This window comes from Coprococcus intestinalis (assembly GCF_023656595.1).
GTDB lineage: Bacteria > Bacillota > Clostridia > Lachnospirales > Lachnospiraceae > Coprococcus_A > Coprococcus_A intestinihominis.
The window spans coordinates 1-12961 of record NZ_JAMOKJ010000022.1 but is presented as its reverse complement, the minus strand read 5'-3'; the positions used below and the strand labels follow the sequence as shown (position 1 = coordinate 12961).

At 43.5% G+C, this 12961-nt stretch carries 14 protein-coding genes and 1 pseudogene; 3 read left to right on the top strand and 12 right to left on the bottom strand.

The window, feature by feature from the left end; all coding sequences use genetic code 11:
* Both NBH03_RS13860 and NBH03_RS13855 read right to left on the bottom strand, forming a co-directional pair.
* The gene (locus tag NBH03_RS13860; RefSeq protein ID WP_250799922.1) at nucleotides 1-729 is read right to left on the bottom strand and encodes an ABC transporter ATP-binding protein; all 729 of its coding nucleotides are present in this window, start codon (nucleotides 727-729) and stop codon (nucleotides 1-3) included.
* Nucleotide 730: 1 nt separating this feature from the next.
* Nucleotides 731-1510, bottom strand: a complete 780-nt coding sequence (locus tag NBH03_RS13855; RefSeq protein WP_250799921.1) for an ABC transporter permease — start codon at nucleotides 1508-1510, stop codon at nucleotides 731-733.
* A gap of 201 nt (nucleotides 1511-1711) precedes the next feature.
* On the opposite strand from NBH03_RS13855, the gene NBH03_RS13850 reads away from it, so the two are divergent.
* Nucleotides 1712-2086, top strand: coding sequence for a ParB N-terminal domain-containing protein (locus tag NBH03_RS13850; RefSeq protein ID WP_117539271.1), 375 nt, complete (start codon nucleotides 1712-1714; stop codon nucleotides 2084-2086).
* A gap of 111 nt (nucleotides 2087-2197) precedes the next feature.
* Here the strand turns inward: NBH03_RS13850 and larE are convergent, their stop codons facing one another.
* From larE to NBH03_RS13830, 4 genes are all read right to left on the bottom strand, one after another.
* Nucleotides 2198-3007: an ATP-dependent sacrificial sulfur transferase LarE gene (gene larE, locus NBH03_RS13845; RefSeq protein ID WP_215689109.1), complete on the bottom strand. Its 810-nt coding sequence runs from the start codon at nucleotides 3005-3007 to the stop codon at nucleotides 2198-2200.
* An 82-nt stretch (nucleotides 3008-3089) separates the two neighbouring features.
* Nucleotides 3090-4481, bottom strand: coding sequence for a nickel pincer cofactor biosynthesis protein LarC (gene larC, locus NBH03_RS13840; RefSeq protein WP_250799920.1), 1392 nt, complete (start codon nucleotides 4479-4481; stop codon nucleotides 3090-3092).
* A gap of 111 nt (nucleotides 4482-4592) precedes the next feature.
* A complete protein-coding gene (larB, locus tag NBH03_RS13835) occupies nucleotides 4593-5351 on the bottom strand; it encodes a nickel pincer cofactor biosynthesis protein LarB (protein ID WP_117539277.1) in 759 nt (252 codons plus the stop codon).
* 271 nt (nucleotides 5352-5622) lie between these two features.
* Nucleotides 5623-6951, bottom strand: coding sequence for an aspartate kinase (locus NBH03_RS13830; RefSeq protein ID WP_215689107.1), 1329 nt, complete (start codon nucleotides 6949-6951; stop codon nucleotides 5623-5625).
* A 268-nt stretch (nucleotides 6952-7219) separates the two neighbouring features.
* Between NBH03_RS13830 and NBH03_RS13825 the strand changes: the two genes are divergently transcribed.
* On the top strand, nucleotides 7220-8176 hold the full coding sequence (locus NBH03_RS13825; RefSeq protein WP_250799919.1) for a DMT family transporter: 957 nt from the start codon (nucleotides 7220-7222) through the stop codon (nucleotides 8174-8176).
* A gap of 47 nt (nucleotides 8177-8223) precedes the next feature.
* Here the strand turns inward: NBH03_RS13825 and NBH03_RS13820 are convergent, their stop codons facing one another.
* The 4 genes and pseudogenes from NBH03_RS13820 to NBH03_RS13805 all read right to left on the bottom strand — a co-directional run.
* A complete protein-coding gene (locus NBH03_RS13820) occupies nucleotides 8224-8847 on the bottom strand; it encodes a M48 family metallopeptidase (RefSeq protein WP_250799918.1) in 624 nt (207 codons plus the stop codon).
* A gap of 81 nt (nucleotides 8848-8928) precedes the next feature.
* On the bottom strand, nucleotides 8929-9738 hold the full coding sequence (frlD, locus tag NBH03_RS13815) for a fructoselysine 6-kinase (protein ID WP_250799917.1): 810 nt from the start codon (nucleotides 9736-9738) through the stop codon (nucleotides 8929-8931).
* Entirely contained in the window at nucleotides 9735-10559 is an 825-nt protein-coding gene (gene frlC, locus NBH03_RS13810) for a fructoselysine 3-epimerase (RefSeq protein ID WP_227082962.1), read from the bottom strand. Before frlC ends, frlD begins: the two co-directional genes overlap by 4 nt.
* A gap of 212 nt (nucleotides 10560-10771) precedes the next feature.
* A pseudogene (locus NBH03_RS13805) lies at nucleotides 10772-10927 on the bottom strand (FAD-binding oxidoreductase); the annotation flags it as partial.
* A 71-nt stretch (nucleotides 10928-10998) separates the two neighbouring features.
* Here NBH03_RS13805 and NBH03_RS13800 point away from each other — a divergent pair.
* Complete coding sequence (locus NBH03_RS13800) at nucleotides 10999-11301, top strand: 2-oxoacid:ferredoxin oxidoreductase subunit gamma family protein (RefSeq protein ID WP_215689103.1); 303 nt, start codon at nucleotides 10999-11001, stop codon at nucleotides 11299-11301.
* Nucleotides 11302-11546: 245 nt separating this feature from the next.
* Here the strand turns inward: NBH03_RS13800 and NBH03_RS13795 are convergent, their stop codons facing one another.
* Nucleotides 11547-12542 (bottom strand): SIS domain-containing protein, encoded by a 996-nt coding sequence (locus NBH03_RS13795; protein ID WP_178441409.1) that lies wholly within the window; start codon nucleotides 12540-12542, stop codon nucleotides 11547-11549.
* A gap of 303 nt (nucleotides 12543-12845) precedes the next feature.
* Nucleotides 12846-12959 carry a zinc ribbon domain-containing protein gene (locus NBH03_RS16150; RefSeq protein WP_334303175.1) on the bottom strand — a complete coding sequence of 38 codons (114 nt, stop codon included), beginning with the start codon at nucleotides 12957-12959 and terminating at the stop codon, nucleotides 12846-12848.
* Nucleotides 12960-12961: the final 2 nt, after the last annotated feature.

Here is a 12961-nt window from a genome sequence, read left to right as displayed (position 1 = left end):
CTATTTCATGAACTCCCGATACTCATTCAATACTTCAACCGGTTCACCGATCTTCACAATCTTGCCTTCATGCATCCACATAACACGATCACACAATTCTTCCAAAGTCTTAAGATTATGTGACACAATAACAACCGTCCGGTTGCGCTGTGAGATCAGTGATTTCATCTTCTCATAGCTCTTCTTCTTGAACTTCTCATCACCTACACTGAGTACCTCATCAATCAGCATGATATCTGTTTCAAGAATGGCCGTAATAGAAAATGCGAGCTTGGAATACATACCGCTTGAATAGGTACGCACCGGCATATCAATAAATTCACCCAATCCGGCAAATTCGATGATGTCCTCCATACGTTCCTGTACTTCTTTCTCGCTGAATCCAAGCAGCATACCTGACAGCATGATATTCTCACGTCCTGTCATCTCATTCTTGAATCCAACACCAATGGCCAGCAGTGAAACAGAATGGCCATGCAGATCAATACTACCTTCATCCGCAGAAAAGATATGTGCCAATGCGCGAAGCAGTGTTGATTTGCCGCTTCCATTCTTGCCTGTAATACCAAGGATTTCGCCCTGCTTAACTTCAAAACTGATGCCGCGCACGGCTTCAAAGGCTTTCGCCTCCACACCTTTCAACCGAAGCAGACTCTTTTTGATTGAATAGGCCTGTACACTTTTATAACGAATCTTTAAATCTTTGACTGTAATTGCATATTCTTCCATATTATATTACCTTTACATACGTATTCTCATTCTTATAAATGTTCCGCACACCAAATGCAGCCAGTGCCACTGAAATGACAAACCAGAATAACAACCATTTTCTCGAAGGTACTGTCTGATACAGGATAGAATCTCTGAAACCTGAAATCATAAATGCCAGCGGATTTCCCTTCAGTACCAGACTATAAATTGGCTCCGGAAAAATATTAATATTATAGAAAATACCTGTCAAATAAAACACAAAACGCAGCACAATATTAATCACATTAGCCATATCATCAATAAAAACTCCCAGATGAAGCAATATACAGCAGCATCCGAACGTAAATATGATCATCGTGATCAATGCGGGAATCGCATAGAGTGCCTGCCAGCCAATCGGTACTCTATAGTAAATAATCATGCCGGCTGAAAGGCCAAAGCAGATCAGCATCTTGAATGCGTTCACCATCATATCAGACATAATCAATGTGTGCTTCGGCAAATACACTTTCGACACAATGGACTTGTTGCGCTTCACCATTCTGACAGAACTCTTGATACATCTGTTGAAGAAATCCCAGATGGCAAGACCCACAAATATATAAACATTGTAATATAATTCCTTACGCCCCAGCATATACCCAAAAATAAATGCATAAATCAACATAAAACAGAATGGCTCAAGCACCCACCAGATCCAGTTCAGGTAGGAATTGGCTACCTCTGTCTTCAACTGTGACTTTGCAGCGTATAAGGTATATTTCCAGTACTTTTTCGTATCGTTAATAAACCGCTTCACATTACGCCTCCTAAATTCTTTTTCATAAAATTCTCTGATTATCATACTATATCTGCACCCATAAATCAATATTTTTAAATTAGGGGGATATACATTTTAAAAATATTATGCTATGATAGAGCAGTAAAAGGCAACGGCGTCTATCGCACGTTGCCTTTTTTCGTTGTTACCAACTTTTTCCATTTACAGAGGGTTTGATTTATGCGACAGAAATATCATTTTGCAACAGACAACGGTATTCTCATCTGGGATGTCACTTCTATTCTTGAAGACATTGAACAACATCCTGATTCTTATACAATCCAGACACTTTCCACCGCTTTACTGGCTGACCATAATGATGCCAGAGTCAGTCACACCCGGGCCATGGCCTCCGATCTGACAAAGCCTCTGGTGGTTGCCGAGCTTTCCAAAGATCATTTGCTGCTGATCGACGGCAATCACCGTCTGCATAAAGCCAGAGCGCTTGGTCTTGAAAATATTCCGTGCTATTATCTTTCTCAGAAACAGCAGCAGCATTTTATTGTGCATTTCAGACCATCTGAATATGAGCACATTATTGCCTGTGTTTCATAAGAATCAACTGCTTCCTTTCCGGCTTTTTATCATTGACACAAAAACCGTTCCGGGCATCGTTTCTTCTATTTCAGTCCCGGAACGGCTCATTTTACTTTATTTCTTTTCTGTCTATTTCACAATATGTACGTCCATGCTGCCTGAGCGAAAACCTTCCGCATCCAATGTAATATAGACGAAACCAAGTTCCTTCATTTTTGCTGTGATCTTATCTGCCATTGCAATAAAATCCGAAAAACGTTCTTTGTCAATTTCAATACGCAGAATATCACCGTGAACACGCAGACGGACAATTGGGAATCCCTGCTCCTTCAGCCACTGTTCACCGGCATCCACCCTTGCAAGCAGTTCGAATGAAATCGGTGTACCATACGGCAGTCGTGTTGCCAGACAAGGAGAAGATGGACGGCTGGCACATGAAAGTCCCATATCTGCTGCAATTTCACGCACCTGTGCCTTTGTAATCCCCAGCTCTGCCAGCGGACTTAATACTCCAAGCTCTTTAACTGCCTGTGTTCCCGGTCGATAGATAAGAAGATCATCTGCATTGTTGCCTTCCATGATTGTATCGATACCCTTTTCAGCGGCAAATGTCAGCAAATTCTGGAACAAATATTTTTTGCAGAGATAGCATCTGTTCACAGGATTGTTGAGCATCTCCTCATTATCCAGCTCATTGACATAGATAACATGATGAATAGCGCCTGCTTCTTTGGCCACTTTCTGAGCCTGTGGCAAGTCTGCCTTTGGATGCAGTTTTGTCTCAAAGGTCACTGCGTACACCTTTTTACCATTAGCTGCTGCCGCCTCACAGGCTGCCCTTAAGATAACTGAGCTGTCCACGCCGCCTGAAAAAGCCACACACAGATCCTTATCCCCCAATTCCTTCATATAATTTACTAAACGTGTTCTGATTTCCATGTCTGATTCCTCACTTCTTGTGTCTCATACCTGATGCCCTGTTCGACATTTTATTTCATTTACAGCACGCTTTCCATGCTGTTTATTCACTGATTTCTGCTTCACAGGCTGCCTGATATACAACTTTAAACGGTACACCGGCTGCCTCACAAAGCTTTTTAACACTTTCATATTCAGGATAACGATAAACGATACCATTCTTCTCACAAATTTTTAATTCCACTTCGCCATAAGCCGTTTTGGCTTTTGCTTCATGACGTTTTAAAATTGTACGCTCAACCTTATATCTGCGAATACCGATGGTTGTCGTCTCATTAAAAATAATTTCTTCCATTGCAGGAATCTGTCTGCGGTCGCACAGCACATGAAGCATATAGGCCGGACGATTCTTCTTCATGTAAATCGGCGCATAACATACGTCTCTCGCCCCTGCAGCCAAAAGACGCTCCATTGTATAGCCGAGAACTTCGCCTGAACAGTCATCAATGTTGCTCTCCAGTTTCCAGATATCTTCTTCCTCACCTGTCTGTGGCTGATCCTTTGTCTCAAGCAGCATTGCTCTCAAAACATTTGCCTTCGGGAAATCCTTCTTGCCGGCACCAAGGCCGATCTTCAGTAACTGATAATCCTCTGGCAAATGATCTTGCGTACGAAGAGCAGCTGCAATCGCTGCACCTGTCGGTGTGACCATTTCTCCCTGAGCGTCCGTAATCTTCATCGGCAGATGATTAGCCGCAACAATATTCGCAGTTGCAGGTACAGGCACAGGCATCATACCATGCTGACAATGCACATGGCCGGATCCCTCATATAATTCGGAAACGACAATATCGTCCACACCGAGATTGTCCACACAGACAGCCACACTGATAATATCTACAATAGAATCAATGGCACCTACTTCATGGAAATGCACTTCTTCAATCGGCAGGCCATGGGCTTTAGACTCTGCTTCCGCAACAATCATAAACATTTTTTTCGCTAATGTCTTAACATGCTCATTCTCAAGTCTATCAATCACTGCGAATACATCATGAATATTTCTATGTACATGCGCATGATGATGACCATGGCCGTGATCATGATGATGATGGTCATGATCGTGGTGATGATGTTCGTGATCGTGGTCATCATCGTGGTGATGATGTTCGTGGTCGTGGTCATCATCGTGGTGATGATGTTCGTGATCGTGGTCATCATCATGGTGGTGATGTTCGTGATCGTGGTCATCATCATGGTGATGCATATGGCCTTCATCATATTCCGGCTGATCTGGTATCAGCACATCAAAATCGCAGGCATCAATACCACACTTGCTGCTTCTGCCGATCTTTACCTCATAACCATCCACATGCAGTGAATCCAATGACTGTTTTAATACTTCCGGGTCTGCCCCAAGATCTAATAATGCACCAACCGTCATATCCCCGCTGATACCCGAAAAACATTCCAGATATAAAACTTTCTTGCTCATTTTACAAATCCCCTTATCTTTATACTTAAATTACAATAGACTGCTCAAAATCAATTTCTCAGGCAGGCACTGCTTCATCTATATGATATTGCCGCCAAATCCCCGTCTCTGTTATTCCGGCTTATAGGCTTTGACTGCCAAACGGTTAATCTGTGTACTGATATAGCCGGCACCGTAACCATTATCAATATTGACAACAGTAATGCCATTGGAACAGGAATTCAGCATTGTCAAAAGTGCTGACAGACCGCCGAAGTTCGCACCATAACCAATAGAAGTCGGAACAGCAATCACCGGTACTTCAACAAGGCCCGCCAGAACACCGCCAAGTGCTCCCTCCATACCGGCAACAGCAATAATACAGTTGGCTTTGCGAATTTCTTCCAGTTTGGCAAATAAACGATGAATGCCTGCAACACCCACATCATAAAATCTATCAACGTTGGTGCCAAAATATTCCGCCACCTGTGCTGCTTCTTCAGCAACTGCAATATCTGCCGTACCGGCTGTACAGACAGCCACACGGCCAATTCTTTCCTTTCCGGGCTTCTCAATCTTCAAAATTCTTGACAGCGGATCATAAGTCACTTCCGGTATAACGGCTTTCACTAGCTCATACTGATGCTCAGAAGCGCGCGTACCGAGTACCTCTGTATCAGTTTTATAAAATGTCTCATAAATCTTCAGCAAATGCTCATCCGATTTGCCACTGCAAAATACAACCTCGCCGAATCCGGAACGAATCTGCCGATGATGATCCAACTTGGCAAATCCCAGATCCTCATAAGGCAGCTGCTTTAATTCCTTAGCTGCCTCTTCCAGTGAAACCTTATCATTTTTCACATCTTCCAGTAGCTTTAAAACGTCCATATTGTCCCTCCCCATGCAAAACGAAAGCCACGAAAACGTACCGAGCTAAACCATATCTCACACATATGGGTATTCACGCTCAAACGCCTTCGTGGCCTTGATATGTAACTGTTCAGTTATCTTTATTCTATATCGTCTCTCTAAAATTCACAGCCGGCTTCGTACCGGACTTTTCTCACTCATTCTAACATATCAGCGAATAAGCGTCAATTATAACTCCTACTATGGTTATATGTTTTTAGACTGATGTTATGCCAATATTGCGTGATGACTATTTAGCCGGTGCTGCATTGGTGATAAAAGCATCATAGATGACTTTGATCGCATCCTCGAAATACTTCTCTTTCACACCGATAATAATATTCAGCTCACTGGAGCCCTGGTCGATCATCTTAATATTGATATTCGCCTTGGCCAGTGCATCGAATACTTTACTTGCCACACCACGCGTATCTCTCATACCGCGTCCCACAACCGCGATCAGTGCCAGACCGGATTCAAGATCCAGAAGATCCGGATGAACTGCACGGTGAATACCTGAGATGACCTGCTGTTCTTTGTGCTCAAACTCTGACTGGTGTACAAACACAGTCATTGTATCGACGCCTGACGGCATATGTTCGAAAGAAAGATTATTATCCTCAAATACCTGCAGAACTTTTCTGCCAAATCCGATTTCGGAGTTCATCATATCTTTTTCAATATTAATCGATGCAAAGCCTTTCTTGCCGGCAATACCGGTAATTGTATGCTTCGGTTTACGGCATGTGCTTTCTACAATCCATGTGCCCAGATCATCCGGCTTATTTGTGTTGCGGATATTGATCGGAATGCCCTCTTTACGTACCGGGAAAATAGCATCTTCATGCAGTACAGATGCGCCCATGTAAGAAAGCTCACGCAGTTCCTTATATGTAATTGCTTCAATCGCTTCAGGATTCTTGATAATTCTCGGATCTGCCACAAGGAAACCAGAAACATCTGTCCAGTTCTCATATACATCCGCATGGACAGCCTTTGCCACGATAGAACCTGTGATATCAGAACCGCCTCTGGAGAAAGTTGTCACCACACCATCATCCTGAGCCCCATAGAAACCAGGCACAACGGCATATTCAACATCTTTCAATCTTGAAGACAAAATCAAATCTGTTCTGTCTGCTTCAAAATTGCCTGCATCATCAAAACGGATAACTGTAGCTGCATCAATGAACTCAAAACCAAGATAATTGGCCAGCACGATACCATTCAGATATTCACCTCTGGATGCGGCATAATTTCTTCCTGCTTTCAGACGGAACTGTTCATGAATTGTCTCAAACTCTTTGTCCAGTGTCAGATCCAGCCCAAGTCCTTCAATAATTTCATCATAGCGGGCCTTGATGTCTGCCAATGCACCATCAAAATCCTTGCCGGCTTCTGCCAGATCATAGCATCCATATAACATATCTGTAACTTTTGTATCTCCATCAAAACGCTTGCCCGGTGCAGAAGGGACAACAAATCTTCTGTGTGGGTCTGCGTGAATAATATCCGCAACTTTTTTAAACTGTTCGGCACTTGCAAGGGAACTTCCGCCGAATTTTACAACGATCTTCATGATTTAATCCTCCGACAATTTCGAAATAATTTCCTAATTACATAAAATACACTATTTTTGTCGATAATCAAGTGTTTTTTTCAAATTTTATGCATTTTTCTTTTATTTTCATAGATACATGTGCTATTATAAACCTTATTACAATACTTTACCACTATAAAACATCAAAAAGCACATGTTTTACGTCTTTATCCATACCGATACCGAACAAAAACAGCCTGCATGTGCCTTAACGAATAATAGATGGTCACCTAAAGGAGAGACAAATATGAATTCAAAAAAAATGCAAAGCAATCTGATGCTCTTATTGACCGCCTTCATCTGGGGTGTTGCTTTTGTCGCACAGAGTGTGGGGATGGATTATGTCGGTCCATTTACCTTTAACTCTGTCAGAAATTTTATCGGTACTTTTGTTCTGCTGCTTTTTATTCCATTACTTGACAAAGTCAACCGACAATCCGCAGCAACCGTCAACGCTTCCAACAGTGATGCGGTCTCTGCCACCGACATTGCATCGACATCCTCCTCATCCGTATCTGACAAGAAAACACTGATCATCGGCGGTATTGTCTGCGGTATCCTTCTGGCAATTGCCAGTTCTTTTCAGCAGGTTGGCATTATCTACACAACCGTTGGCAAGGCTGGATTTATCACCGCCATGTATATCGTGATTGTCCCGATCCTCGGCCTTTTTGTGGGTAAAAAAGTCCGTCTTATTGCCTGGATCAGTGTCGGACTCTCCGTCATCGGCCTGTACCTGCTCTGCATGACAGAAAGTCTTTCCCTGGGCAAAGGTGATATTCTTGTCCTTATCTGCGCTTTTTGTTTTTCGTTTCATATTATGGTGGTGGACTATTTTTCACCAAAAGTCGATGGTGTCCGCATGTCCTGCATTCAGTTTTTCACCTGCGGCATCATCTGCGGCATACCTGCCATGCTGACAGAATCACCGAATCTCCATGCCATTCTGACAGCATGGCAGCCTCTCCTTTATGCAGGTGTACTTTCCTGTGCGGTAGGTTATACGCTGCAGATCGTGGCACAAAAAAATACAGATCCCGTTATTGCCTCACTCCTTATGAGTCTGGAATCTGCATTTTCATTGTTAGCCGGATGGATTATCCTGCATCAGTATCTGTCTCCGAAAGAACTCTGCGGCTGTCTGCTGATGTTTGCCGCCATTATGCTTTCTCAAATCCCTGAGAAAAAGTCTGTGGCCGCTTAGCCGAATTCGACAGTCATTTTATCTGAAGATTTCAGTGCCTGCTTACTCTAGTACTTCGGCAGTTCAACAGGCCCGGCATACCGAACACCATTTTCTTTCAGCCACTGCCGCCGTTCCCGGTAATCCGGCAGATACGTTTCGACGATCTGCCAGAAAACCGCAGAATGGTTCATTTCCCGCCGGTGGGCCAGTTCATGGACAATCACGTAATCCATAACCCTCTCCGGCATCAGAAGCAGCCGCCAGTTAAAATTCAAGTTTCCCCGACTGCTACAGCTTCCCCACCGTGTTTTCTGATCACGGATCGTGATCCTGCCGTAAGTCACTTTCATTCTTGCCGCCCAAAAAGCCGTCTTTTGCTGGAATCTTTCAGCCCCTTCTGTCCGAAGCCATTGTTCCGTCACATATTCCGGAATTTCCATCATTTGCGGACCTGGTTTTTCCACAAGTGCAGCCAAATATTTCTCAGTTATCCACCGTTCTTTTTCATTGATAAACCATTCAATATACGCTATCTTCATCCGCCTTGGTGCACGAATCAGAAGTTCCGCTCCGCCCTCCGGAATTTTTCTTATCTCAAGCCCCAAGGAACGTCTGTCTGAACGAATCAGCCGGCAGGATATAGACAAATCATTCAAAATCAGTATATTTTTTCTTAAATTTAATACCATTTGTATCGCCGCATTCTATCCTTTATTGTTCACATAGGTTTTGGCTCATTATTCACTCAAATTCCTGTTTCTGTTTGTATCCTACCAAGCGCCGGAATAGGCAATGGTCACACTGCTGTTAGCCGCACCGTCCGCCATAGCTTCCTGAATTCCTTTTCCCTCGCAAATAGCATAAAGAAATCCTGTAATAAAGCTGTCGCCTGCCCCCATGGTATCCACCACTTCGCAAGGCACAATACCACCATAATAAAACTTCTCGCCGTCATAAGCCATGCTGCCCTTCTCGCCGCGGGTAACAACCATCACCTTCGGTCCTTTGGCATGCAGGTCAATCAGCATTTTCTTCAATTCTTCTTCATCCTTGTCATCATCAGCAAAGAAACCGTAATCTACATACGGAATAGCCTTGACAGATACCGGATCATCCGGTCTTGTGGCAAAATCAAAGGCTACTATTGCCCCTTTTTCCTTCAAAACCGGCAGATCATTCTCAATCATGCCCCAGAGACCGGAAACAACCATATCATAGCTGCTGAGGAAATCAATATCTTCCGCATCCAGCTTGAAATCGGCCATAACCCCCTCTTCATAATCACCAAGCACTCTGTCGCCATCCACAATCTCCACGTGGGTCACAGCAGTTGTTCCCTCAAGTATCTTCATCCGGGAAACATCCACACCTTTGCCCTGAATGGCATCCATCATCTGCTTGCCGTAGACATCTGTCCCCACCGGTCCGATATAGGCGGACGCACCGCCAAGACGTGCCACATAAACCGCCACATTCACAGGATTGCCTCCCGGAAAAGCCTTATTCTCTTTATCGTAAACATCCATGCAGTTGTCACCAGCTGCTGCAATTCTTATTTTCTTCATTTTGTTTTCTCTCATAAAATACTCCTAATTCTTTTTATCGCTATCTCCGCATACACCGACGGTTCTTTCAGATACCCTGTCACCAGTTCAATGGTAGCGCAGCCATCATATCCGGCCCTTCTGATTTCCCGAAGGATTCCTTCAAGAGGCATATTGCCATCCCCCGGCAGAATATGGCTATCACTGACGCCATCGTTGTCAATCACATGCAGATACCCGAATCGACCGCCAAGACGCCTGACATACTCCGCTGCCGGTTCACCTGTTGTATATGGCACCGCCAGATCACACATGCCCACCAGATACGGTGACGGGACTTTATCCAATGCCCGTTCCAGGTCATTTAGACTTGTAATAACATTGCTCTCATAAATCGTCAGAGGCTCTAAAATCAACTTCACCTTCTGCTGCTCTGCCTTTGCTGTCAGACGTTCCAGACTTTTCTGAAGCCGTTCTTCAATCTCATGTCCTGTCATCTGATACCCTGCATGACCGGCCGAGAAAAGCATCATCGGTGCGCCCATGGCCGCTGTCAGCTCAATGGCTTTCTCTAAATACACCATTGATCGCTCCCACTGAAATTCGTCTCCGGCCATGTAATTAAAGGGATAGCCATTGTGCTCCGGTGTAAAACATTTCACAGGCATCCGGTATTTTTGAATCAGTCTGTCAATTTCTCCAACCCCTCTTGCCGTCAGATCTTCCACATACGCATGCGGATAACCGCCCCATAATTCTATATAATCATAGCCAAAACGACTGGCATCCTCAAAAGCCTGCTCCAACGGATACCGCTGATAGCCACTCGTAAAAAGCCCCAGCTCCAATTCTGCCACCTTCCTTTCCATTTCATTTTAGTATTTCTACTTTAAATAATAAATAATACTTCTATTTTAATATAGAACAAACAGATATACAAGGTCAGGTTTTGCTGCACACAAAAAAGACGATTCCCGGCGAATCGTCTTTTTGTGTAAGTGTTCAATGATGATTGGTCAATATCATTGGTCGAGGAAGTTATATAGCAAAACCTGCTTATTTATGGTCATTAATCATCTAAATCGATGATAACACCCGGATTCAGAATGTTGTTCGGGTCAAAGGCTTTCTTGATGCTCTTCATGATACCAAGTACATGCGGTGTATACTGCAGATTCATGTAAGGTTTTCTTGTCTTACCTGTACCATGTTTAACGGCACGAACACCACCGCATTTTCAATACACATACCGCCAACCTGAGCGCCTTCATCACCAGGAGAGAGGAGGCCAAATAAATGAAAGAAATTATATTTGCAGGCTCCGGCGGCCAGGGTGTCCTTACTTCCGGCCTGATTATCTCTGATATCGCAGCAAGTGAAGGTATTCACGTCACATGGGTACCATCCTATGGTTCCGCTATGCGTGGCGGTACAGCCAACTGTACAGTCAAATACAGCAATGACGGTTATATCTACAACCCATCACCAGAAACACCAGATCTGCTGTTGGCTATGAACCATATGTTTGCCAAAAAAGGCAAATCCAAATTCAACGAGTCTAATGCCAGGGCTTTTGATGCTGGATTTAATGCCGTATAACTTTAATTTTTGATAAATTTTCCTTTCTACTTGACAAAAGAAGAAGCATTGTCTCTGTGATTGCAGGTACAATGCTTCTTCTTTTCTATCACTATTTGTAACTGTTCAGAGCCAGGCAAAATTTCAAAAAACAGGTATAAAACGCTTGCATTTTTAAAACTGTTTTTGAAATTTTATTTGGCGGATACGCCACACCGACGAAATGCGTAGCATTTTGGAGGTTGGCTCTGAACAGTTACTATATTTTAATAATCAAACTGTCTGTAATATCTTCTGATCTCCATTGGGTGGCAGTTGATCTTCTCGATATGCGCATCGATTCTCTGAGTAACTGCATGGCTGATCAGATGGCTGATGCTGCCACGGTATTTCTCGCTGATACCCTTGATCGGATAATCTTTTGTATCAATAATTGTGTAGTTGGCGCATACCTTTGGCAGGAATGCTGCAACTCTTTCGCTGAGTCTTCTCTGGGAATCTTCACCGACAAATACAGTTACAGGTGTATCTTTGTCGATAACTTCCAGCATACCATGGAAGAATTCTGCACTGTGGATAGACTTTGTACGCAGCCAATGCTGTTCTTCCCAATAACACATTGCATAAGAATATGTAGAGCCGTACTGATTGCCGGCACCTACAAAGTAATGCAGTTTGTCATTGCAGTGCTTTTCAGCGTAAGCAGCACCAAAAGCATCTGCAGCCTTCTCTACATCTACAAGACCCTGAGCCAGATGTGCATCCATTTCTGCATAATATTCATCGTAATCTTCAAACTCGCCTGCATTCTTCATGAAACGGTCTGCAACCATGAAGAACTTCAGCTGTTCATTGGCCGGATAGGAAATCACATAATCTACCATCTTCGCCAGTTCAGCTTCTGCCTTATCAATGAAACCAAATACTTTAGCACCGTCAGCCTGTGCTTTCTTCACACCTTCAACCATCTCAATCGTGCTTCCTGTAACAGAAGACAGAATCACAATTGTGCCTTTGCCGACACGCTTGTTGCCTGTTGTCACATACTCAGCTGCATTCTCTGAGAAAAGTTCAATAGCAGATTTCTCCTTCATATGCACTTCAGCCTGCAGAGCAGAAGCCCATGTACCGCCAATGCCAAGCCAGCAGATATTCTTGTATCCTTCAGCACAAATAGCATCAACAATTTCTTCAATACGACCGCGAAGAGCCAGAGCACCATTGACGCTGTCCAGCTGCTTCTGTTCATCAAATTTCAGCATAATCTTTATCTCCATTTCTTAAATACTGTCAAATAATTAACCTATCTCATCATACATCAGTTAAGTCTTTGTTGCAAGCTTTTTCATCAGAAAATTATATCAGACCATCCTTAAATTAGATATAGACACTAAAGAGAAATTAGTGACATGCTCCCACCACTTAAATCACAGATTTTGAAGTGGGGGCTTCTTGCTCAATGGCTCTACTGAGCCAAGTATCTACAAGCTATCCTCGCGTGCCCCGCGATTTATTTTTCCCCAGTTATGGGATATTTTCATTGTCTGGATACAGACATTTCCCATTTATCCTGCTAACAACATGCGGCGTGCTTCTTCACGTATATTGATTGCCGCATTCAGATCCCGATCTATCCGATTTCCACATCTACAAAGGTATACTCTGTCCGAAAGTTTCAGTT